General features: G+C 32.7%; 25 protein-coding genes. 16 read left to right on the forward strand and 9 right to left on the reverse strand.

Going from position 1 to position 23,741, the window contains the following annotated elements:
- Positions 1 to 20: 20 nt before the first annotated feature.
- Genes EQ921_RS04205 through EQ921_RS04220 form a run of 4 tightly spaced genes read right to left on the reverse strand, consistent with a single transcriptional unit; the run spans position 21 to position 4,038 of the window.
- Positions 21 to 707, reverse strand: coding sequence for a hypothetical protein (locus EQ921_RS04205; protein ID WP_128330715.1), 687 nt, complete (start codon positions 705 to 707; stop codon positions 21 to 23).
- Between the two features lie 54 nt (positions 708 to 761).
- Positions 762 to 1,793, reverse strand: coding sequence for a tetraacyldisaccharide 4'-kinase (gene lpxK, locus EQ921_RS04210; protein ID WP_255424431.1), 1,032 nt, complete (start codon positions 1,791 to 1,793; stop codon positions 762 to 764).
- 20 nt (positions 1,794 to 1,813) lie between these two features.
- Positions 1,814 to 2,839, reverse strand: coding sequence for a UDP-N-acetylmuramate dehydrogenase (gene murB / locus EQ921_RS04215; protein WP_370449504.1), 1,026 nt, complete (start codon positions 2,837 to 2,839; stop codon positions 1,814 to 1,816).
- Complete coding sequence (locus tag EQ921_RS04220; RefSeq protein WP_128152945.1) at positions 2,839 to 4,038, reverse strand: pyridoxal phosphate-dependent aminotransferase; 1,200 nt, start codon at positions 4,036 to 4,038, stop codon at positions 2,839 to 2,841. The genes murB and EQ921_RS04220 overlap by 1 nt, the downstream gene beginning before the upstream one ends.
- 112 nt (positions 4,039 to 4,150) lie before the next feature.
- On the opposite strand from EQ921_RS04220, the gene EQ921_RS04225 reads away from it, so the two are divergent.
- The 3 genes from EQ921_RS04225 (at position 4,151) to EQ921_RS04235 (ending at position 5,242) form a co-directional block, all read left to right on the forward strand.
- Positions 4,151 to 4,432: a YtxH domain-containing protein gene (locus EQ921_RS04225; protein ID WP_128152946.1), complete on the forward strand. Its 282-nt coding sequence runs from the start codon at positions 4,151 to 4,153 to the stop codon at positions 4,430 to 4,432.
- Positions 4,433 to 4,497: 65 nt separating this feature from the next.
- Complete coding sequence (locus tag EQ921_RS04230; protein ID WP_128152947.1) at positions 4,498 to 4,836, forward strand: phage holin family protein; 339 nt, start codon at positions 4,498 to 4,500, stop codon at positions 4,834 to 4,836.
- A complete protein-coding gene (locus tag EQ921_RS04235) occupies positions 4,811 to 5,242 on the forward strand; it encodes a hypothetical protein (RefSeq protein ID WP_128330718.1) in 432 nt (143 codons plus the stop codon). The genes EQ921_RS04230 and EQ921_RS04235 overlap by 26 nt, the downstream gene beginning before the upstream one ends.
- Before the next feature lie 102 nt (positions 5,243 to 5,344).
- Here the strand turns inward: EQ921_RS04235 and EQ921_RS04240 are convergent, their stop codons facing one another.
- The 3 genes from EQ921_RS04240 to EQ921_RS04250 all read right to left on the reverse strand — a co-directional run bounded on the left by EQ921_RS04240 (position 5,345) and on the right by EQ921_RS04250 (position 7,829).
- Positions 5,345 to 5,617, reverse strand: a complete 273-nt coding sequence (locus EQ921_RS04240) for an HU family DNA-binding protein (RefSeq protein WP_128330719.1) — start codon at positions 5,615 to 5,617, stop codon at positions 5,345 to 5,347.
- Between the two features lie 150 nt (positions 5,618 to 5,767).
- Positions 5,768 to 6,823, reverse strand: a complete 1,056-nt coding sequence (locus EQ921_RS04245) for a diphosphomevalonate/mevalonate 3,5-bisphosphate decarboxylase family protein (RefSeq protein WP_128330720.1) — start codon at positions 6,821 to 6,823, stop codon at positions 5,768 to 5,770.
- Positions 6,816 to 7,829, reverse strand: a complete 1,014-nt coding sequence (locus tag EQ921_RS04250) for an SDR family oxidoreductase (protein ID WP_128330721.1) — start codon at positions 7,827 to 7,829, stop codon at positions 6,816 to 6,818. The genes EQ921_RS04245 and EQ921_RS04250 overlap by 8 nt, the downstream gene beginning before the upstream one ends.
- Positions 7,830 to 8,068: 239 nt before the next feature.
- Here EQ921_RS04250 and EQ921_RS04255 point away from each other — a divergent pair, with 239 nt between their 5' ends.
- The 9 genes from EQ921_RS04255 to EQ921_RS04295 all read left to right on the forward strand — a co-directional run bounded on the left by EQ921_RS04255 (position 8,069) and on the right by EQ921_RS04295 (position 16,798).
- Complete coding sequence (locus tag EQ921_RS04255; RefSeq protein ID WP_128330722.1) at positions 8,069 to 9,406, forward strand: TolC family protein; 1,338 nt, start codon at positions 8,069 to 8,071, stop codon at positions 9,404 to 9,406.
- A gap of 2 nt (positions 9,407 to 9,408) precedes the next feature.
- Positions 9,409 to 10,650 (forward strand): efflux RND transporter periplasmic adaptor subunit, encoded by a 1,242-nt coding sequence (locus EQ921_RS04260; protein ID WP_128330723.1) that lies wholly within the window; start codon positions 9,409 to 9,411, stop codon positions 10,648 to 10,650.
- A 12-nt stretch (positions 10,651 to 10,662) separates the two neighbouring features.
- Entirely contained in the window at positions 10,663 to 11,403 is a 741-nt protein-coding gene (locus EQ921_RS04265; protein ID WP_128330724.1) for an ABC transporter ATP-binding protein, read from the forward strand.
- A 3-nt stretch (positions 11,404 to 11,406) separates the two neighbouring features.
- On the forward strand, positions 11,407 to 12,627 hold the full coding sequence (locus EQ921_RS04270; RefSeq protein ID WP_128330725.1) for an ABC transporter permease: 1,221 nt from the start codon (positions 11,407 to 11,409) through the stop codon (positions 12,625 to 12,627).
- Positions 12,620 to 13,660 (forward strand): sensor histidine kinase, encoded by a 1,041-nt coding sequence (locus EQ921_RS04275; protein WP_128330726.1) that lies wholly within the window; start codon positions 12,620 to 12,622, stop codon positions 13,658 to 13,660. Before EQ921_RS04270 ends, EQ921_RS04275 begins: the two co-directional genes overlap by 8 nt.
- A gap of 16 nt (positions 13,661 to 13,676) precedes the next feature.
- Positions 13,677 to 14,417, forward strand: a complete 741-nt coding sequence (locus EQ921_RS04280; protein WP_128330727.1) for a LytTR family DNA-binding domain-containing protein — start codon at positions 13,677 to 13,679, stop codon at positions 14,415 to 14,417.
- A 143-nt stretch (positions 14,418 to 14,560) separates the two neighbouring features.
- Complete coding sequence (locus EQ921_RS04285) at positions 14,561 to 15,640, forward strand: Mrp/NBP35 family ATP-binding protein (RefSeq protein ID WP_128152958.1); 1,080 nt, start codon at positions 14,561 to 14,563, stop codon at positions 15,638 to 15,640.
- Between the two features lie 8 nt (positions 15,641 to 15,648).
- Positions 15,649 to 15,888 (forward strand): NifU family protein, encoded by a 240-nt coding sequence (locus EQ921_RS04290; RefSeq protein WP_128152959.1) that lies wholly within the window; start codon positions 15,649 to 15,651, stop codon positions 15,886 to 15,888.
- Positions 15,889 to 16,012: 124 nt separating this feature from the next.
- Positions 16,013 to 16,798, forward strand: coding sequence for a DUF3108 domain-containing protein (locus EQ921_RS04295; protein ID WP_128330728.1), 786 nt, complete (start codon positions 16,013 to 16,015; stop codon positions 16,796 to 16,798).
- A gap of 3 nt (positions 16,799 to 16,801) precedes the next feature.
- Here EQ921_RS04295 and EQ921_RS04300 read toward each other — a convergent pair whose 3' ends face one another.
- Complete coding sequence (locus EQ921_RS04300) at positions 16,802 to 17,854, reverse strand: hypothetical protein (RefSeq protein WP_128330729.1); 1,053 nt, start codon at positions 17,852 to 17,854, stop codon at positions 16,802 to 16,804.
- Positions 17,851 to 18,420, reverse strand: coding sequence for an RNA polymerase sigma factor (locus tag EQ921_RS04305; RefSeq protein WP_128330730.1), 570 nt, complete (start codon positions 18,418 to 18,420; stop codon positions 17,851 to 17,853). The genes EQ921_RS04300 and EQ921_RS04305 overlap by 4 nt, the downstream gene beginning before the upstream one ends.
- A 201-nt stretch (positions 18,421 to 18,621) precedes the next feature.
- Between EQ921_RS04305 and EQ921_RS04310 the strand changes: the two genes are divergently transcribed.
- Genes EQ921_RS04310 through EQ921_RS04325 form a run of 4 tightly spaced genes read left to right on the forward strand, consistent with a single transcriptional unit; the run spans position 18,622 to position 23,738 of the window.
- Positions 18,622 to 19,692: a DUF6263 family protein gene (locus tag EQ921_RS04310; protein ID WP_128152963.1), complete on the forward strand. Its 1,071-nt coding sequence runs from the start codon at positions 18,622 to 18,624 to the stop codon at positions 19,690 to 19,692.
- 22 nt (positions 19,693 to 19,714) lie between these two features.
- Positions 19,715 to 19,945 carry a hypothetical protein gene (locus EQ921_RS04315; protein ID WP_128330731.1) on the forward strand — a complete coding sequence of 77 codons (231 nt, stop codon included), beginning with the start codon at positions 19,715 to 19,717 and terminating at the stop codon, positions 19,943 to 19,945.
- On the forward strand, positions 19,932 to 22,436 hold the full coding sequence (locus EQ921_RS04320; protein ID WP_128330732.1) for a YfhO family protein: 2,505 nt from the start codon (positions 19,932 to 19,934) through the stop codon (positions 22,434 to 22,436). The genes EQ921_RS04315 and EQ921_RS04320 overlap by 14 nt, the downstream gene beginning before the upstream one ends.
- 9 nt (positions 22,437 to 22,445) lie before the next feature.
- Positions 22,446 to 23,738, forward strand: a complete 1,293-nt coding sequence (locus EQ921_RS04325; RefSeq protein WP_128330733.1) for a glycosyltransferase — start codon at positions 22,446 to 22,448, stop codon at positions 23,736 to 23,738.
- Positions 23,739 to 23,741 lie beyond the last annotated feature (3 nt).

Raw genomic sequence — 23,741 nt, forward strand, 5'->3', positions numbered from 1 at the left:
ATAACTTTATAACTATTTATTTATTTTTTTCTGACTTTCTCTTTCAAAGCATTAAAATCGTCCCATCGTTTCTCATAGGCAAGTAAAGCCTGTTCGGGCCAGGAAGACGGATCATGTATTTTATATGATGCACCTCCATATAAGGTAAGAACGTTTCGTAAATCTTCCTCCTTAGCTTCTGAGAGCTGTTTCCAGGTATATATACCGCTTTCATTAAGAAAAAATTCAATTCTCTCTCCTACTCCCTCAATAATTTTTAAATCATCTCTGACTACCTGTTCATTTCTGATAAACTTTTCCTGAGCAACATGCTGAGACGTTTCTGATTCCTTTATTGTCCTGGGCTTTCTTTCAATTTTACCTCCGGTGTAAAGTACCTTCATGGTTTCAATTTTGTTGATATGCTGAGCCAGTTCATTTTTCAGCGTTTCATTTTCTTCTTCTACCTTCATTAAAATTTCCTCTGCTTTCTTACCAAAAAACAAACCTATGAAATAAAACAACAATGCGGTAACCAGCAAAGGAAGAATTACCAATAACAAAGCTTTAAAAAATGCACGGGTATTAGCATCCGTACTATTAAAATTTTCATCCCACCGAATAGAGGTTAAATCCAGATTTTCAATCCGCAGGTACCAATAGCTAACGCCGGTTATCCAGCCGATACCGATAATTAAAAAAATCCAAAATAATATTTTTTTACTCATAAAGAAGTAATTAATGTTTAAAGTTAAAAAAAACAGATGAAATAAGAAAATATCTTATCCGTTTGTCTTACGGTTCAGAAAATCAAACACCAAAGCATTAAATTCCTCCGGTCTGTCCAGCTCTATATTAATAGGCAGATAAAACAGATTATTTTTAAGCTGTTGGAAATGCTTTAATCGCATATAGTCTTTTTCTGTGGTTAGTATGATGCTATCACCTTTTATATTCTGATAGGCATTTTCAATATCTTCAATATCCGATTCGGAAAAATTATGATGATCTTTATATTGAAGATGTTTTACATAAGCAAATTGAGAATGTGAAAATTCCAGAATTTCTTCATATTTGGCTATCCCCGTTACCAGAAGAACCTTGTAATGAGAAATCTCATCAATATTAAGTGTAAAACTGAAAGATTTTACTTTCTGTTCATACACAATCTTAGAAAAGAATAACGACTGATAGGGCTGAAGTTTCAGCTTTCGCTCAATCACTTTTTTATCTTCCTCGGTAACTACTTCCGGACATTTGGTTACTACCACGATATGTGCGCGCTTTGCTCCGTATTTACCTTCGCGAAGCCTGCCCACCGGTAAGATTTTATCCTCATAATAAGGTTTAAAATAATCCGTAAGCAAGATATACAAATCAGCTTTTACATATCTATGCTGAAACGCATCGTCAAGAATAAACATCTCCGGATTAAAATCATTAATCAGGTGGTCAATACCTTCCGCTCTTTTCTCATCAACCCCCACTACAATTTTGTTACGGAAGCGTTCGAAAAACTGCATAGGCTCATCACCAATATCTTCAAAACCGGTTTCGTAATTTGCAAATTGATAGCCTTTGGTTTTTCTGCCGTACCCCCTGCTCATTATCCCGATAAGATACTTATCCTTGAGCAGATCGATAAGGTAAATCACAAAAGGCGATTTACCGGTTCCTCCTACACTTAGGTTGCCTACTGCAATAACAGGCTTCCTGTAGGTTTTGGAACGATAAATACCCCAGTCAAAGAATTTGTTTCTGATATAGGTTACTAACCAGTATAAACCGGAAAAAGGATATAAAAATATTTTCATATTCACGGCAAAATTATAAATTATATGATAATATTTACCTCTCTTTGTAAATGAATATTAAAAATTTTATTAACATCCCTGATTATGTTTTCTGAGAGATTGTATATTTCCATTCCCCCGGCATTTCCATAGTTAACCAGTACTAATGCCTGTTTGTCATGTACCCCGGCGTTGCCTACTCTTTTACCTTTCCATCCGGCTTTTTCAATTAACCATCCGGCCGGAACTTTCACCTGATTTTCAGGTGCTTCGTAATGGGGCATCTCAGGATATATTTCTTTTAAGCTGTTAAACTGCTGAACTGGCAACAGGGGGTTTTTAAAAAAACTACCTGCATTACCGGTAACTTTAGGATTCGGAAGTTTACTATTACGGATAGCAATTACAGCCTCACTTACTTCTTTAATAGAAGGTTCGGATATGCCTTGTTTCAGCAATTCTTCTTTTATGGAACCGTAATCTGTTACAATATGATGATTTTCACTGGTAAGACGATACGTGACTTCCAGAATTACATAACGGTTTTTTCCTTCATTTTTAAAATAAGAATCTCTGTAACCAAACCTGCAGTCTTCGTTTGAAAAAGTTTCTATAGCACAGGTTTGAATATTTAAGGCTTTTAATGAATAAAAATGATCTTTAATTTCTACTCCGTAAGCTCCTATATTCTGCATAGGAGAAGTACCTGCATTTCCAGGAATCAGGGAAAGGTTTTCTAATCCTCCGTAGTTATTATTTATACAATATTGTACGAAAGAGTGCCAATTTTCACCGGCGCTGGCCGTAACTAAAACCTGATGGTTATCGTCCGGTTTTTCTTCACGTATTCCCTTTAAGGCTATATGAATGGCCAATCCCTCCCAGGATTTAGCAAAAAGAATATTGCTACCGCCCCCTACCATGAGAATAGGTAATTCTTTTTCTTGTGCAAAAACTAAAGCTTCTTCCAACTCCTGCATCGAGGTAATTTCACAGAAAAAACGACAGTAAGCCGGAACTCCGAAAGTAGTCAGTTCTTTTATATCTTTATTTTCCTCGATATGAATCATCTGGCTGAATTGTAAACTTCTATCCCCTTCTTCATAATTTCAACCGCGCTTTTAATATCTTCCTTATTGATTACGTAGGCCATTCTGATTTGTTTTTTGCCCAATTCATGATTGGAATAAAAACCCTGAGCCGGTGCCAGCATCACTGTTCCATTATTATACTGATATTCTTTCAATAGCCATAGACAAAAATCTTCGGCATCTTCTACGGGAAACTCAGCGGTACAATAAAATGCTCCCTTAGGCGTTGGACAAAACACTCCCGGAATTTCATTAAGCAGCTGGACCAGCAGGTCTCTTCGTTCAGAATATTCTTTTCTGACCTGATCAATATAATCGCGAGATTCGTAATGAGCCGCATTGGCTACAATCTGTCCGATAAGCACAGGACTGAGACGTGCCTGAGCAAATTTAAGCGCCGTTTGTAAAAATTCACGGTTACGGGTAACCAGAAATCCACAACGTATTCCGCATAAGCTATATCTTTTTGATTCCGAATCTACGACAATTGCGTTTTCACTCAATTCCGGAAAATCCAATACTGAATGATGGGTCAGTCCGTCATAAACATATTCACGGTAAACCTCATCCGATATAAGAAATATATCTTTCTTTAAAACTATATCTCTTAACTTTTCAAGTTCTTCTTTAGAATATAGATATCCGGTTGGATTACTGGGATTGGTAATAAGTATCGCTTTAGTTTTAGGACCGATAAGTTCTTCAAACTTTTCAATATCCGGAAGGGCAAAACCTGTTTCTATTGTGGACACAATAGGTACAATTTTTACTCCTAACGCTTCAGCAAAACTATAATAGTTGGCATAAAAAGGTTCGGGAACAATAATTTCGTCACCTTCATCGCACAAACATCCTATGGTAAATGACAGGGCTTCCGAGCCACCGTTGGTAATTATAAAATTATCAATTGATAAATCGGTAAAACCCAGCGAATGGTAATAATCGGTTAATGTTTTTCTATAATCGAAATTCCCTTCAGAAGGAGCATATTCAAAAATATCCAGGTTGATGTCTTTTAATGCCTTAACGGCCGCCTTTGGAGATTTAATATCGGGTTGGCCGATATTTAAATGATATACTTTAAGACCTTTTTCTTTTGCTTTTCGAGCATAAGGTGCTAACTTTCGTATTGGAGACTCCGGCATATTTATCCCCCGCGAAGAGAATTTTGGCATAATTTTTTATATTGTTTTGGTATTGACAAATTTATTGAGTAAATTTGTTTGTGACAAGAAAAAACGAAAATAAAAATCTAAAATTCTATTAATCATTTAATACTTATTTATTATGGGAAGTAAAAATACTCAAAATGTTTTGGCCGGTATGATATTAGGGGCTGCCGCAGGTCTTTTAGCCGGAGTTCTTATGGCACCGGATAAAGGTAGAAATACCAGAAAAAAAATTAAAAGAAAAGCCGAAGATTTAAGCGATAATTTTAAAGATACGTATTCCAAATATAAAGAAGATTTAAAAGATGGTTACGAGAAATACAAAAAAGATTTCCAAAAAAAGAAAGAAGAAGTTGTAGATAACCTAACCAGTGAGTACAACGACTTAACCAAAAAATAATTTTCTAAACTCGAAAAAAGAGTCAAATTGGTTTGACTCTTTTTTATTTCAAATCTGCTAGAAATATGGTTGGCATTATAAAAAAATACGTCAATAAAAGAATTGAGCTGTTGAAGATTGAATTAACAGAGACAATTTCCAGTATGATAAGTATTCTTATCTATATTTTTATTGTACTTACACTGGCTATGATGTTTTTAATTCTATTTAGTCTTGCCATCGGATTTCTTATAGGAGCATTACTAAACAACTGGGGATTAGGCATCCTTATTTTTTCACTGGTATATTTGTTGGCTTTTATTATACTTATTTTTAATTATAATAAAATCAGAAAATATATAATGCACAAAATTATTGAAATACAACTAAATGCAAAAGATGAAGAAGAAGATGACCAAGACTAACGAACGGTATACCTACGAAGATTTAATGCTGAGAAAACGTATTCTTAAACTGGAAATCAAAGAAATCGAAAGTATGGCCTCTTTGGAAAATCTGCCTCAGACTTTAGGTGCTATCGGAGGAAGTATCAAAAATAAAACTCTGGATTTAATTCAGAACCCTAATGCGATGAGTATGCTTATTGATGCGGGAGTTGGATTGGGGGCTGAAAAGATTATTTCACGTTTTGTTAATAAAAAGAGCATTGCCGGAAAAGCAATTATACTGGCATCAACTTATCTGATACCTGTGGCTGTACGCCAAACTAAAAACCTGATTGTAAATTTATCTAAAAGGAAAAATAAAGACGCTTTATATACTTCGCCAAATGTTGAGACTATTGACATGGATGATGATGAAGAAAAATAACTTTATTTGATACAAAAAGGTAATAATACTGAAAATATATTATCATCAATTAAAAAGGGATATCATTATGATATCCCTTTTTATCTTCTTTAAACTTTCTTTTTAGTTTACAGCAGATGACAATTCAGCTCCTGCTTTGAATTTAGCTACTTTTTTAGCAGGGATTTTGATTTTAGCTTTAGTTTGAGGATTGATACCTTCTCTTGCACTTCTTTTAGATACAGAGAAAGTTCCGAATCCAACTAGAGTTACTTTATCACCTTTTTTTAAAGATGTTGTAACGTTAGCTAAAAAAGAGTCTAAAGCTTTTTTTGCTGCTGCTTTTGTGATTTCAGCGTCAGCTGCAATTGCATCGATTAATTCTGATTTGTTCATGACGATTTAATTTATTTAAGGTTATTTATCTTAATATGACAAAGGTAAGATTTTGTTTCATATATACAAGTAAAATTAGTCATTTTTTCGTTCTAACAAAGAATTTGTAAAGATTTTTAATCACTTTTTTTTCAAATTCTCAATTCTTTTTTAAAAAAGCACTTTATCTAAAATAATATTACCGTTTTCCGTGTATTTTACCAAATCATTTTTTATGAAACTCGAAATCAAACCTTTTTCTTTTTCGGGGTATAACAGATGCAGATTAGCACCGGCATCTAAGGTGAAAAATAAGTGGGTTTTAGTTTCTTTTCTGAATTTCCATATTTTTTCAATAGCCGCTACAGTTCCTGTTTTCATTAAGATAAAGGCAGGTTGTGAGGTCATCATCATGGCATGCAGTGTGAGTGCTTCATGCTCAACCAGGCGACCAAATGCATCAAGATCTCCATTCTGTAATATCACAGACAACTCAGAAAGGTTTTTTACGGCTTCTGTAAATCTGGCTTCGGCATACGGATGGTTGTTCATTAATCCGTGTCCGACGGTACTGCTGACTTCTTTAACCCCCTCATGAATTAGCAAAACAGTATCCTGAAAAGTAGTGAAATCGGGATGAACCTCAAATGGATAGGGAACGGCATATAAATCGGAACTTTCAGGAATTTCCGGATGCCTGCCCCAAACTGCTAATCCTTTATATAAAGATCTGCATGCACTTCCGGAACCTAATCTTGCCAGAAATGAAGCCTTCTGAATCTTATACTCCTCCGTCATTGTTTCTCCAAGCTTTTCACTTATTTCCATCATGCATTGGGCTATAGCACCGAATCCTGAGGCTGAAGATGCAATTCCACTGCTATGGGGAAAGGAATTATGCGTATGAATGGTATATTCATAATTTTCAACAAAAGGTATATATTTCTGAATAGAGGAAAGATATTTCTTAATTTTTTTTGAAAATTCTTCCTGTTCAACACTTTCTAAAAAAACATGTACCGCAAATTCATGCGTTTTTTTAAAATGAACTGTGGTTTGCGTGTAGCTGTCGGTAAGCGTGTAGCTTATGGAAGGATTCGCCGGAAGCTGGGGTTCATATTTTCCCCAGTATTTTATAAGGGCTATATTAGAGCTGCATTGAGCTTTTACTTCTCCTTCTTCCAAAAGAGCATAAGGTTGAGTTGAAATAAAATCAGATTCAGTCATTCTTATTATTTTTATATTTTACAAAATTTTGAGCATGTATTTTAAGCGATTCCTCAACCGGAATAAATGAATATGCCAGTTCATTTACAATTTTTTTGTTTGAATATTCGGTTTTCGACGTTAATGCATCTACTACAGATTTACTCATTACCCTATTCAAGGTGATCATCCTGATAATAAGTGCTATGGTTCCCAGCCAAAAATCAGAAATTTTGAATGGTTTACTTTTATTAAAATAATTTCGTAAAAGAGTAAACACTTTTTTATAAGATACATTTTCCGATATCAGAATATATCTTTGATTATATATCGGACTATTCATAAGTCTTATACAAATTGCAGCTACATCCCAGGCATCTACATAGGCAGTTTTACCACTAGTATATAATAGTTGTTTTTTAGAAACCATTTCATATAAAACACCACTACTTCTCTTCCAGTTTCGGGAGCCTAATATCACTCCGGGATGTACAATTACAACTTTTAACCCTTCCTGTGACCCTCTCCAAACTTCCATTTCAGCTCCATATTTTGAACAGGCATAGGAAGAATGATGAACTTTGAAATTCCACTCTGACTCTTCATCAATCTGAGTTTTTCCTAACATTGGGTCTAAAGTGGCAATGGAACTGATAAAACAAAATTTATCAATGTTATTTTCAATGGATAAATTAACCATATTTTTAGTTCCTTCTACATTAACTTTGTATAATTCAGCACGATCATGTTCATTAAAAGAAACTTTACCCGCTATATGATAAACCTGAGATACCCCCTGCAGTGCTTTTTCTACAGAAGACAGGTTTAATACATCCCCTTCTGTCCATTCTATTTTATTGAACAAGCAGTTATAGCTTTCAGGTTCATAAAGCTTAAATAATTCCAAAATTTCGTTTTTAGAAGCTTCGGCACGAACCAAAACCCTGATTCGTGAATTATTTATTTTTGCTAACTGCAATAAAATATAACTGCCTAAAAGCCCTGTTCCTCCTGTTACTAATATCATATAAGATGCTAAATTACATTTTTTGTGTTTATAAAAAAAACATTACTCATATTCTGTTGAGTAGCCATAGAAAAAGATCTGATAATTCGGTTTCTACTAAAATCAGACCTGTGTTAATCGGCTATAAACGGCTTTTCATATAGAGAAAAAAGCTTTACATCGATTTACAAAAATTTTCATCTTTTTTGGAATTAATTTTGTTCCTGTTAAAACAATATGAATCATTATTTTAAATATCAATGAAAAGAAGATTAATACTAATTATGAGCATATATTTTGCTTCTTTAAGCATGTTTTATGCTCAAAATAAATCCTTGCCTTCCGTTTGGAACCTGGAACAGTGTCTTCAATATGCAGTCAGTAATAATATAACTGTAAAAAAAGCAGAACTATCCAAAAATACATCGGAACTGAATTACAAGCAATCTAAAAATAACCGATTGCCAAGTCTGAGTGCCAATCTAAGCGGCTCTATGACCAATGGAACTAGTATAGACCCTATTACCGGATCGTTTCAGGATGAGTTTTATACTTCTTCCAATGCCAGTATAAACTCCAACATTACATTATATAATGGAAGCAAGGTGAACAATACCATTATTCAGAACAAATTATTGGTTTCACAAAATGATCTGTATGTTCAACAGGCTGCCAACAATATAATATTAAGCATTACTGAAGCTTATGTACAGGCATTATACTACCAGGAAGGTATTGAAATCGCTAAAAATTCGGCAAAGTCCACCGAAGAGCTATTAAAACAGGGAGAAGTTAAATTTAAAAACGGGGCTTTATCAAGAAGCGAGCTTGCAGATCTGGAATCTCAGAATGCAACAAACCAATATAACATTGTCACAGCCCAAACGCAATACAGTCAGCAGATATTGGTATTAAAACAACTTCTGGAGTTGGAACCTGAGGATGACTTTCAAATTGAAATACCCCACTCTTCTGATGTAGGTAATTATCTGATACCTGATAAACAATCCATTTATAGTAAGGCTATTGATAAACTTCCGGATACTAAAATATATGATGTGGCTAAAGAAATCAATGAAAAAGATTTGGATATAGCTAAAGCAGGTTTTCTTCCTACAGTAAGCCTATCCGCAGGATTAAGCACCGGTTTTTCGAGTACTCGTGAAAATATAAATTTTGGAAGACAACTAGATGGAAATAAAAGTGAACAACTATCTTTGTCCGTGAGCATTCCTATATTTTCCAAATTCCAGAATAAAACAAATATGGCGTTGGCTAAAATTAAAATTCAGGAAAGTGAACTTGATAAATTACAGGCTAATAAAGACTTGTATAAAAAAGTGGAAACTGCATGGCTTAATGCGGTAACTAACCAAAACGAAAATGTTGCATCAAAAACTTTACGGGACACATCAAGGCTTTCGTACGACCTTGCCATAAAAAAATATGAATTTGGTGGTTCTACAACTACTGATCTTCTCGTAAGCCAAACCAATTATTTAAATGCAGAACAAAAATATTTACAAACCAAATATATGGGTATTTTATACCAACAATTATTACAGTACTATCAAGGAAATCCAATAAAAATTCAATAACCATGAAAACAAATAAAACAAAAATAATTATCTTCACTCTCATACTTCTTGCTGGTATCTTTATTATATATAAATTTTTCTTTGCTAAAGATTCTTCTCCGGTAGTCGTTGAAACGGTTAAAATAAATAAAGGAGACGTAATTACGTCCGTTACTGCAACGGGAACCATAAACCCGGTAAATGAAGTTACTGTAGGTACTCAGGTATCCGGGATTATTGAAAAAATTTATGTGGATTATAATAGTCAGGTGACCAAAGGACAATTGTTGGCAGAGTTAGATAAAACTAATCTTATGGCTACTTTAACAGATGCTCAATCTTCCTATTCATCGGCAATCAATCAATTAAACTACCAACAGCAAAATTATAACCGTCAAAAAAATATGTATAATGCTCAGGTAATCAGTAAATCTGATTATGAAACAGCACAATACTCATTAACTAATGCCCGGGAGGCAGTTACACAAGCCCGTTCTGTATTACAAAAAGCACAAACTAATCTGGGATATGCTAATATTTATTCTCCTATAGACGGTGTAATTATCTCTAAAGAAGTTGAGGAAGGACAAACAGTTGCAGCTTCCATGAGTACTCCTACCCTTTTCACTATTGCTCAGGATTTAACTAAAATGCAGGTAGAAGCTAATGTTGACGAAGCTGATATTGGTGAAGTAAAAAACGGACAAAGAGTTACTTTTACTGTAGATGCCTACCCGGGAATAATTTTTAACGGTACGGTAAATCAGGTAAGGTTAGGAGCTACAACATCTTCCAACGTGGTTACCTATACTGTAGTTATTGTAACAGATAATACGGATTTAAAATTGAAACCCGGGCTTACAGCAACCGTAACTATTTTTACCAAAGAGTTAAAAGATATTCTTACCATACAGGCTAAAGCTCTCAATTTTGAAATGGATGAAGCTACATTGCAGAAATATTACAAAGAAAATAGCCTTTCGTCAGGGAAAACACAAATTAAAACAAGTAACGAGAAAACTAAATATGTATGGATTAAAAATAAAGATGGCCGTCTTGAACAAAAACCAGTATCCGTAGGTGAAAACGATGGTGTAAACATCCAGGTTCTAAGCGGGCTGAAAGAAGGAGAAGAAGTAGTATACAGCATGAAATCTGCTACAGTAGCTAACACTTCAGATTCAAGCAATAATCAAAGCCCATTTATGCCTAAACGTAAAAATTCTGATAGCAAAACGAAAGTAAAAATGGGAGGCCCAAATTAATAGTACTAAATCATGAGTAAACCTATTATACATATTGAAAATCTGAAACGTGAGTTCAAAATGGGAACTGAAACGGTTAAAGCATTAAAAGGAATAGACCTGACAGTAAATGAAGGTGAATTTATAACCATAATGGGTTCCAGCGGTTCAGGAAAATCGACACTTTTAAATATACTGGGATGTTTGGATCAACCCTCAGATGGTATTTATGAGCTAGACGGAGTACGGGTGAAAAATCTGAGTAAAGATGAGTTAGCGAAAATAAGAAATGAAAAAATTGGTTTTGTTTTTCAGGCTTATAACTTATTGGCAAGAACTACCTGTGTAGATAATGCAGAATTACCACTTATGTACAATCCGAAGGTTTCGTCGGAAGAAAGAAAAAACAGAGCCATATCTGCATTGAAAAAAGTGGGTTTGGGAGAACGTTTACAACATGTTCCCAGCCAATTATCTGGAGGTCAACAGCAAAGGGTGGCCATAGCCAGAGCTTTGGTAAATGAACCGGTAATTTTATTAGCAGATGAGGCGACTGGAAATCTGGACACCCGGACTTCCTATGAGGTAATGGCATTATTTCAGGAACTTAACCGAAACGGAATAACTATAGCTTTTGTTACCCATGAACCGGATATTGCTCAATTCAGTCATAGAACTATTACTTTAAAAGACGGACATATAGTTAAAGATGAAAAGGTAACGAATCCACTTAGTGCCGCTGAAGAATTAGCTAATTTACCTGTAGAAAATTAAATCATGAATTTAAACAATTTATTTAAAATATCATTCAGAGCTATCCTCTTAAATAAAATGAGGACTTTGCTGACCATGCTGGGAATTATCATCGGTGTAGCATCTGTTATTGCAATGCTGGCCATTGGTGAAGGATCTAAAAAAAGTATTCAAGATAACTTATCCAGTATGGGTTCGAATATAATCACCATTCGACCAGGAGCTGGTAAACAAGGCGGAGTACGAATGGATATGAGTTCATCTCAGACGCTGACTTTAAAAGACATGAACTATCTAAAAAATAAGGCTACCCTTATTACAGATATATCCCCGGTCGTTAATGGTAGTGGACAGTCTATTAATGGTTCTAACAACTGGCCTACTTCTATTTATGGAGTATCTCCGGATTATCTTGATATTCGAAATCTTGATATCAACGATGGAAGTATGTTTACACAAGATGAAGTAAATTCATATGCTAAAGTTTGTGTTATAGGTAAAACCATTGTAGATAATCTTTTTCCCAACGGAGAAGATCCGATTGGCAAAATTATAAGATTTAATAAAATTCCTTTCAAGGTCATAGGAGTATTAAGCGAAAAAGGAGAAAATACTTTCGGGCAAGATCAGGATGATATTATTCTGGCTCCTTATACCGCAGTTCAAAAAAGAGTTCTTGCCATTACCTATCTTAATTCTATAGTTGCTTCCGCAGTAAGTGAAGATAAAGCAGAAGATGCTGTAACCGAATTAACTGAACTGATGAGACAATCTCATAGTCTACGCGAGAATGATGAAGATAATTTTAATACTTTTTCACAACAGGAAATTATATCCACTATGAGTTCCACCAGTGAAATGCTAACCATTTTGCTGGTAGCGATAGCCAGTATTTCACTGGTAGTTGGAGGAATCGGAATCATGAACATTATGTACGTTTCTGTAAAGGAAAGAACCCGGGAAATAGGTTTGCGTATGGCTGTGGGTGCCCGTGGTAAAGATATTCTTATGCAGTTTTTGATTGAGGCTATCCTGATTAGTTTTACCGGCGGAGCCTTCGGTGTATTGATAGGTCTGACTTCTACTTATTTTATAAGTACCTTTGCCGGATGGCCGGTAAGTGTAACTTTTTATTCCATTCTTGTTTCATTTGTAGTATGTACAATTACCGGAGTATTTTTTGGCTGGTATCCTGCCAAAAAAGCATCCGATCTGGATCCAATAGATGCTTTACGTTATGAATAGTACCAAATATTTTTATAATAAATACTTAATTATACTTTTACATATAGGTGTATGGGGATTGTTATTCATTTCCCCATATCTCTTTATTTCCGGGCAAACCAGTCTATCCAATATTACGGAACATTCCTGGATTCCTTTATTATTTTACATCATCATATTTTATCTAAATTATTTGTTACTGATAAACAAATTTATTTTTACAAAGAGAATTTTCCTTTTTATTTTAATTAATATTATTGTTATTGGATTGTTTGTGTGGATAAAACATGAATATATTCTTAAAATGTTTGTTGATAACCGTCCGAAATTTTCTCATCCTATAAGACCGTCCCGATCTTTTTTCATATATATAGACAGCCTTTCCATGATTATTCCTATTGCTTTTGTTGTCGCTTTAAAAATTGGTGAAAGATGGCTGAAAACCGAAGCTGAAAAAAAGGAAATTGAAAATATAAAGTTACATTCTGAACTGGAACATCTAAAATATCAAATACAACCACATTTCTTCTTTAATTCGTTAAACAATATATATTCTCTGGTGGACATAGCTCCGGAAAAAGCAAAAGAAACCTTACACAGTCTTAGTAAACTAATGAGGTATCTTTTATATGAATCAAATTCAGATAAAGTTCAGTTAAACAAAGAAATTGACTTTATGAATAAGTATATTGAATTAATGAAGCTCAGACTAACCGATAAAACACATGTACATTCTTTTCTACCTAAAGTAGATAATTCAATTACAGTGCCTCCTTTATTATTTATTTCTATCATTGAAAATGCTTTTAAGCATGGCGTTTCAGCTACACAGGAATCTGAAATTGATTTTCAGATGGAAGTAAATAAAAATGTAATCCGTTTTGTATCAAAAAATATAAATTTCCCTAAAACTAATTCTGATAAAAGTGGTTCGGGGATTGGAATGGAAAATCTTAATAAAAGACTTGATTTATTGTATCCAAATGAATACATTTATACATCAAAAATTATCCAGGATCAATATATTGTTATTCTGGAATTTAAATTAAATTAATCGTTTATATTTATTGATGGCTGAAAACAAAATTACCTGTATTATCGTTGATGACGAACCTATGGCTTTAAATCTTATTGAAAGTTATGTTATCAAAACCCCGTTTCTTGAATTAAAAGGCAAATTTTCAAATGCTATTGATGCATTAGCTTTTCTTAATAAGGAAAAAATTAATTTATTATTTCTGGATATACAAATGCCGGAACTTACAGGCATGGAACTTGCCGAAACTCTTACGGATGATAGCCGGGTTGTATTTACTACTGCTTTTGATCAGTATGCTTTGGACGGTTATAAAGTTAAGGCCCTTGACTATTTGCTTAAACCTTTTGATTATAAAGAATTTTTATTAGCTGCCAATAAAGCAAAGGAATGGTTTTCATTGTTAAATCATCATTCCCTTATGCCACAGATTACTCCAGTTTCTACTGCTTCTTACTTTTTTATTCGTTCAGAATATAAACAAATAAAAATAATTTTTGATACCATTTTATATATTGAAGGTTTGAAAGATTACGTTAAAATATGGCTGGTTAATGAGCCTAAGCCCATTCTTACCTTAATGAGCTTAAAAAAACTTGAAGAAGAGCTTCCTAAAAATAACTTCATGCGAATTCATAGATCATTTATTATTGCTTTAGATAAAATACAATCGGTAGAAAAAAATCAAGTAGTCATAAATCAACAGCATATAACCATATCTGATCAATATAAAGATAACTTTCAACAGTTTTTACAAACCAATTCCGCTAACTAATTTTAAGGTTTTGATAAATGAATCGATCTATACTATTTACCTATTCTCTGATTAGTTTTCTTTTTCAAAACTATTTTCGTATATCCCTTAAGATTTAGTAAATTTGTAAAAATTTAAGTGTATCACACTTTTTAAATTAAAAGATGATTAGTAAAGAAGAAATTAAAAGCTTTTTAAAAGAGATAGAGGTTGATGACCTGGTAAGAAATATACAAATTATGGGAAGTACTGTTATGATTGACATGCTTTCCCACTCACCGGCTATGCATGAAAAGAAAAGAATGGAGGTTGCCATGCATACTGCTTTTGAAGAGAAATTCGGAAAAGAAATACAGTTAAAATTAAATATACTGGTTGAAGTACCTGAAAAAGAGACGTCTAAAGGAAAATCGATTCCCGGTGTAAAAAATATTATTGCCATAGCTTCCGGTAAAGGAGGTGTTGGAAAGTCTACTATAGCTTCTAATCTGGCAGTTTCTTTACAAAAAATGGGATTCAAAGTAGGTTTGCTGGATGCTGATATCTACGGTCCTTCAGTACCTGTAATGTTCGATGTGGTTGATGAAAAACCTTTATCTGAAAATAATAAAATTATTCCTGTTGAAAGTTACGGTGTGAAGTTACTTTCATTAGGTTTTTTTGCGGGATCCAATCAGGCAGTAGTTTGGCGTGGTGCCATGGCTTCCAAAGCTATTCATCAGCTATTACACGATGCTGATTGGGGTGAACTTGATTTCCTTCTCATTGATTTACCTCCGGGTACGGGTGACATACATTTATCTATTGTACAGGAAGTTCCTGTTACGGGTTCTGTCATTGTAAGTACTCCTCAACATGTTGCACTTGCTGATGTTAAAAAAGGGGTTGCTATGTTCCAAATGCCTGAAATCAATGTTCCCGTATTGGGATTAGTTGAAAATATGGCATATTTTACTCCTAAAGAACTTCCGGAAAATAAATATTATATATTCGGCAAAAAAGGTGTTCAGAAACTGGCTGAAACTTTAGACGTTCCATTGTTAGGGGAAGTACCTATTGTACAATCTATCAGAGAAGCTTCTGATTACGGGCGTCCTGCTGCTTTGCAGGAAGATGAGTTTATTTCCGATATTTACCGAAACATTTCTAAAAATATGATCCAAAGTCTGGTTAACAGAAACGAGTCACTTCCACCTACTGAAGCTGTACGAATTACTACCATGGCAGGATGTTCAACCAAATAATTTTTTTTATGAGTAATACCACATTAGCAGACAAAATTCACGAAGCTTTAGATGAAATTCGCCCATTTCTTATTTCAGATGGAGGAGATATTGAACTTATCGAAATTAAAGATAACAAAGTCAAAATTAAATTTATAGGAGCCTGCTCAGATTGTTCTATCAATCAAAGTACGTTAAAACTTGGTGTTGAAACGACTATCAAAAAACATGTTCCCGAAATTGAAGAAGTAATCAGCGTTACTGAATAATTATACCTGATTTTTCTTATGGCTTAATAATTTTGGCAATAAGTTTGATTAGTTTTTTATAATTTTAACAAATTAAGTTTATTTGTTTTAAACTGAAATAATTTGTTCATAAAAACTAAGATCCATGAAAAAAAAGTTATCTGTTTTTTTAGTTGTTATAGTTTCTTTCTTTTATATTTCTGCCGATTCGGTATCTAATTCATCTCAGTTTAAGGATGGAGAATATTTACGATACAGACTTCATTACGGACTTTTGAATGCTGGTTATGCTACTTTGACTACCAGTGAGACTACTTTTAATGGTAAACCTCACTACCACGTAATTGGTGAAGGGTATTCTACCGGAGCTGTTAAAGTTTTTTTTAAAGTGGAAGACAGATATGAAACCTATATGGATAAATCAAATCTTCTTTCTTCCAAATTTATTCGAAAAATTAAAGAAGGTAGTTATGTAAGAGATCAAACTATGGTAATTGATCATAAGAATAAAAAACTGACTTATACAGATAATAGAAATAATACTTCTAAAAATTATAATTTCACGGGACAAATTCATGATATGCTTTCCGCATTTTATTATTTGAGAAATATGGATACGGATAATTATAAAACCGGTGATTTTATTACTTTAGATATTTTTTTGGACAATGAAGTTTTAAATTTTAAACTAAAAATTCTGGGCAGGGAAAACATGAAAACCAGTTTTGGCACAGTTAAATGTTTAAAAATAAGACCTTATGTTTTATCTGGAAGAGTTTTTAAAGAAAAAGAAAGTGTTACCATGTGGGTAACTGACGATTCTAATCATGTTCCTGTACAAATTAAGGCAGAATTAGCTGTAGGTTCTCTTAAAGCAGATTTGAGCAGCTATAAAAACCTGCAAAATCCAATAAATTTTACAAAAAAATAAATATTATCTTTTAAATATAATTTCACCTTTCTTTCCGGCAGTCCAAAGTGAACCTTTTTTAATAGCTTTAATTAGATTATTATCTAATGTTTTACACAAAGATTTAACAATTTTAAAATCATAGGGAACTCCTTTTTCTGAAACGGAAAAATGTAAAATTAATACACCTTTCGCAGAATAGCATTTATCTTCTTTTGACAAAACTACTTGTTCCTTTAAATACTCGTTATAAAGTTCATTGCCTATTACCGGAACTGCTTCATACTGAACATTATCTATAATTATCGCACTTTTTGAAAGTGATAATAACTCTCTATCGGGATACTGTTCTTTATTATCTTTATTTAATGCTAAGTCATTATTTGATAGTCTATCTTCTTGTTGTAAAGCAGAATCTGTAGTTATTACTCCCAGGTTACCATCCAGACTTTTGTTCTCTCCCCTCTCATTAATTCTACTTAATTTTTTAATCGGACTAGCTCTTAAAAATTTCTCAGATACATCTGGAACATTTTCTGTACTTATATCATCTTTATTAATACTGCTATACGAAGGTTCTAAATATGCCAAAGGCTCATTTAATGCTAAACTTTCATCTACCTTATTGGGCTTTGACTGATTTTTGTTTTTATTACTATAAGTACTGTTTTTTTCTTTTTTCTCATTATCAATTTTAGCTGTTCTTTCAGATTTTAATATAGATGACGGTTCATTTTCATACATAATTGATGGACTTGGCTTATTATCTTGTGGAAGTTGATAAGCTATGGTAGATTCTTGATTATTTGAATCATATAGTAAAAAAAGGGCTCCGATAGAAAATAATACTACGATACTGGCGGCTATATATAAATAGCTGGTATACGATTTTTTTGTTTTTGTTTTTTGATTTATCTGAGACTGTAAGCGTTTGATTGTATCCAAATGATCACCATTTATGGAATCATATCCATCTAAAGCATCTTGCAAAAAAGGATCAGTCATTGCATTACGCTCTATTTCATGTGCGTCCTTACCTCTTCGGTCTCCTTGTATGTAATCTAATAATTTTTTCACTTTAGATTTTTTTCTATACAAATTTTCAAATTTCTCTTTCCGTTCTGAATAAAACTTTTAACACTTTTTAACTGATTATTGGTTATATCAGCTATTTCTATGTAAGATTTTTCTTTAAAAAAAAATAAATTTACCGCCACTCTTTGAGGTGGAGGCAGTAATTCCATGCATTTTTCCAGGATTTTAAATCTATCTTCCTGCTCATCCTTCTCTTCTAATAGATGCACAATATCCTCAGATTCCATAATTTCACTATTAAAATCAACTACAATTTCTTTTTTAGAAGATCTAATTTCCTGAAGACAGTGATTTTTAGCAACTGAATATATCCAGGTTTTGAAGTTTAATACTGGGTAATTTAAAATTTTTGAAACTACATTTTCAAAAATCTGCATTACGGCGTCCTGAGCTTTGTCCTGATCTTTCAAATATTTAAGACATAAACCATAGATTAAAGGTATGTAACGATTATATAAACTACCAAAATATTCGGAATCCGAAGTTTCTTTATATTTTTTCAAAAGTTCTTCATCGGTAAAGCCTGATATTTGTATCTTTTCTTTCAAAAATTTTTTCTTACAGTAATATACAAAAGTAACAAATATATCAGTCTTTAACACTGATTTTATCAGAGTATTATTTTGTGATTCTGTTTTAAACACTTAGTTTTTATTCAAAATGTAAATAAGCTGTTAAAAATGACAGGTTTTTTATTCTTTTATTTACAAATAAAAATTATCTTAGTAACTTGCGAAAAATTTTACCTAATGAAAAAACCACTTATAGCGTTTTCAATTTTATTTGCTTTAGTGTCATCCTCTATATTTAATTCATGTAAAAATGAAGAAAAATCTAAATTGCTGGATTCAGCCTCTGTAATCCCTGCAAAAGATACTCAAAATCTCTCCCTTGTCAATAAGCCGGGCTTTGTTCCCTCAATTATAGATACAACTTCAAAGACTCCTATTGCAGAAACAGGAATTTATAAATCAGAAGATAATACATACCATTTACGATATATCCTTGAAAAAGGAAAAGTATACCCTTTTAATACCCGGGAAACTAATACTCAAACTTTAACCATACGAGGAGAAAGCCAAACTATAAGTATGGAATCGAAAGAACCGCTTAGCTTTACCGTATTGGATATTAAAGATGGAAAATATGTTCTTCAAGTGCATATGGGTGGTAAAAAAGTTATTACTAAAGCTGATGGCCAGCAATCGGTTTTTGATACTAACGGACAAAAACCTTCAAATCCTGATCAGGCCAAAATGTGGAAAATATATAAAGCCATAAGTAATATAACTTTTACCATGAATATGGATATTTATGGTAATGTTTCTAACATTAACGGACTTGATGCTGTTTATTCCAAAGCAAAATCCGCATTAACCGGAGATCTTAAAGGGAAAGAACTTGATGATTTTGTTCAGGCATTTAAAAAAGGATTCAATGCAGAGATTTTTAAAGCTCAATTTGAAAGTTCAATCATGAAGTTTCCTTCTCAGGGATTGAAAATAGGAGAAAAATGGAATAATAATCCTTCAATGAAAGGAAAAGGATATAATGAACTGGTTAAAGTAGATGAAAATTATGCAGAAGTAAAATTACAGGGTAATATACCCAGCCAATCAGAATCTAAGGTCTTAGAAGGTGTAACCTATAAAATTTCTGTTAAGGGATTTCAGAATGGTAAAGTTACTATTGATACTAAATCCGGATGGATTACTAAGGGAGTATTTACTGTTTCGGTAACTGAAACCCGTTCTGCTAAAAAAGGAGAAGAATCAGAACAAGCTGTACAAAAAACAGTTAACAATACTTATATTAATTAATTAATCAATAATTACATAGGAAATGGGAAGATTAATTGAATTTATCTTATTTGCAGTAGTTGCTTATTTTGTGTTTAAATTTCTAAACAGACTTTTCAGCCCAACCCCATCCAATAATAAAAAAACATCCCAGTCTTTTCAATCTACAGAGCGAAAATCACCAGATAACTCTTCTAAAAAAGATATAAAATGGGATGCTGAAACTGTTGATTATGAAGAAGTAGACACTAATAATAATAATGAAAAAAAATAGTTATATACTCCCTATTATAGGGTGTCTGGTAATTTTTACCATAATTTCTTTTGCATATTTCACCCCGCTTTTATCCGGTAAGTATATTTCTCAACCCGATATTATTCATTATAAGGGAGGAGCTCACGAACTTGAGGAATATAGAAAAGCACATGGTGAAGATACTTATTGGAGTAATTCAATGTTTGGTGGTATGCCTACTTATCAAATGGGTGCAAATTATCCTGCAGACATTATTAAAAGCCTGGATCGTTTATTGCGATATTTTCCAACTCCTGCTAACTACTTATTTTTACTTTTAAGCGGTTTTTTTCTTCTTGGAATGGTATGGTTAAAAAACTGGAAATATGCACTTTTAGGAAGTATAATGTTTGCTTTTTCAACCTACTTTTTTATTATTATCGGAGCCGGGCATAATGCCAAAGTTCATACTGTCGCCTATTTTGCTCCATTTGTAGCAGGAGTATATTTACTATATGAAAAAAAATATGTTTGGGGTTTTATATTAACAACTCTGTTTTTATCTCTACAAATAGCAGCCAATCACCCCCAGATGACCTATTACCTTTTCATGGCACTGGCTATTTTTGGAATCATACAACTGATACAAACCATACAAACTAAAACATTTAAATCTTTTGGTATCTCAACCGGATTATTGTTATCTGCATTTATTTTTTCATTAGGCATGAATTCATCACGTCTGCTTTCCACTTACGAATATTCGAAAGAAACGACCCGGGGTAAATCAGAGCTTACCATAAATAAAGATAATACATCAAATACTAATCATGGATTAGATACTGATTATATAACCCACTGGAGTTATGGAATTTTAGAAACTGTAAATCTTTTTATTCCTAACTTTATGGGAGGTGGAAACAATGAGAAAAGTTTTAAACCTGAGCATCTTCAGCCCGCCTTACAGGAAAATATCAGATCGGAACAGGAGTATGCCAATTTTCAAAAATCTTTCAATGGTTCCTATTGGGGAGAACAGCCAGGTACTGTGGGTCCTGCTTATCAGGGTGCTGTAGTTATTTTTTTATCTGTTCTTGCATTATTTTTCTATAGGAGCAAATACAAATGGTGGTTATTAGCAGCCACTCTATTAAGCTTTCTTCTTGCATGGGGTAAAAACTTCTCGGTCTTTACTGATTTTATGATTCAATATTTTCCGATGTATACTAAATTCAGAGCTGTTTCTTCAGCCTTGGTTGTTGCTGAATTTACAATTCCATTACTTGCTTTGCTGGGTGTTTATTCTTATTTTAAAGATGAACAATTTTCAGCTGAATATAAAAAGAAATATCTTCTGATAATTTCAGGAATTGTTTTAGGAATTTTATTAATTTTTTACTTTTTCGGATTCTCTTTATTTAAATTTCATACCAATTTGGAAGGAGAAACCATAAGTTCAGCTATTCTTGAAGCCATTAGAAAAGACAGATATGAATTATTTGAAGCAGACGTTTTGCGAACCTTTATATTTGTATTACTAACTTCTGCATTTTTATATTTATCTCAGATTCGTCAGTTTAAATCTGAATATGTTGTGTTTGCCTTAGCAGCCCTTTCTCTTATTGATTTATGGGGAGTTAACAAACGTTATTTAAATGATGAGAATTTTGTAGATAAACAACTTTATAAAAATCCTTTTCCTACTGAAATAACGGAAAATCAGATGCAAAAAGCAGAATCAGATCCTGCACTCGCCCGTATTGTAAATGCTGTTCCTGTTAATCAGGTGCTGGAAGCTATCAAAGAAAAAGATCAGGCTCATTACAGAGTATATAATTTACTCTTAAGCCCTTTTAATGAAACCAATACTTCGTATTTTCACCAATCTATAGGAGGATACCATGGAGCTAAGCTTCAGCGTTACCAGGATATAATTGATTTTTATTTATCGGATAGCATTAATTTGCCTATTCTGGATATGCTAAACACTAAATACATTATTACAGCTGATTCTGTGATTAGACCAATTCCTAATCCTAATAATAATGGAAATGCTTGGTTTGTCAAAGATGTTATATTTGCAAAAAATGCTGATGAGGAAATTAGCATGCTTGGTAAAATAGATAATAAAAAACAGGCTGTTATTAACTCTAAGTTCCAAAAAGATTTATCTATCAGTCCTCTTAAAGATACTCTCTCTAGTATTGAATTGATTGAATATGAACCTAACCATCTTACATATTCTTCCAATAGTAAATCGGAACAACTGGCTGTATTTTCTGAAATTTACTATCCACATGGTTGGAACGCTTACATAGATGATAAACCGACCATTATTTATCAGGCGGATTATATTTTGAGAGCACTAAAAATACCTGCAGGAAAGCATACAATTAATTTTAAATTTGAACCATCTGTAATTCAAAAAGGTAAAATTATCACTTTACTATCTTTTGTGTTTTTCATTATTTTAAGCGGAGGATTATTATTTTGGAAATATAAAAGAAATGAAATTGTAAAAACACCGTAAAATTTTAATATGGATAGGAAAATTTTAATAATTTCATACTACTGGCCACCAGCAGGAGGTCCGGGAGTTCAAAGATGGTTAAAATTTTCTAAATATCTTCCCGAATTCGGATATGAGCCTCATGTTTATATACCAAAAAACCCATCATATCCGATTGTTGATACTAGTTTACTTTCAGAAATTAGTCCGGAAGTAAAGATTATTAAAAAAAGTATTTGGGAACCTTATGGTATTGCTGAAAAATTATCTAAAAAAAATAAAGATTTTAAAGCAGGACAATTCGAGTCAAAAAAAAAGCAAGGAATATTATCGAGATTATCTGTTTTTATTCGGGGTAATTTTTTTATTCCAGATGCCCGAAAATTCTGGATTAAACCTTCCATTAAATATTTAGAAAAATATATCAAAAATAACCAGATTGATTTGATTATTACCAGCGGACCACCTCATAGTATGCATCTGATAGGTCTTGGTTTAAAAGAAAAAATGCCTAATATAAAGTGGATTGCTGATTTCAGGGATCCATGGACACAAATTTCTTATTATTCACAATTAAGTTTAACACAATATTCAGATAAAAAACATAAAAAGCTTGAAAGAAAGGTTATGAGCAATGCGGATATTATTCTTTCAACAAGTTATTCTGATAAAGAAAATTTTGAAAAGCTTGGAGCTAAAGAAGTTTTTTGTATTACCAATGGATTTGATTCTGAAATTTTAGACGCAAATAGAAGTCTAAAAACTGATAAATTTACACTTGCATATATTGGAATGCTTGAAACTTTAAGAAATCCTGATAATTTATGGAAAGCTCTTGAAGTTTTATTAAAGCAACATCCGGATTTTAAAGCTGATTTTCAATTAAAGTTTGTTGGTAAAATTGCTGAATCTATACTTGATGATTTAGGAGATACAATTATAATTGACAATATGGTTAATAAAGGTTATTTAAGCCATTCCGAATCTATTCAGGAAATGAATAATTCTAATATACTTTTAATAACCAACTTCCCTGAGGATAAATCTAAAGGAATTATACCAGGAAAGCTGTTTGAATATCTGGCTACTGGAAAAACTATTTTATCTATAGGACCTAAAGATTCCGATGTATCCAAAATAATAAATTACACACATACAGGAGAACACTTTACTTATGATGAAATAGATAGTTTAAAATTTTTCTTACTAAGTGAGTATGAAAAATGGAAAAATCAGATTTATCCTAGAACTTCTGAAAAAATAAACGATTTTCATAGAAAAAATTTAACTGAAAAATTAGTCCAGGTTATTAAAAAACATTGATTA

The organism is Apibacter sp. HY039, assembly GCF_004023655.1.
Taxonomy (GTDB): Bacteria; Bacteroidota; Bacteroidia; order Flavobacteriales; family Weeksellaceae; genus Apibacter; species Apibacter raozihei.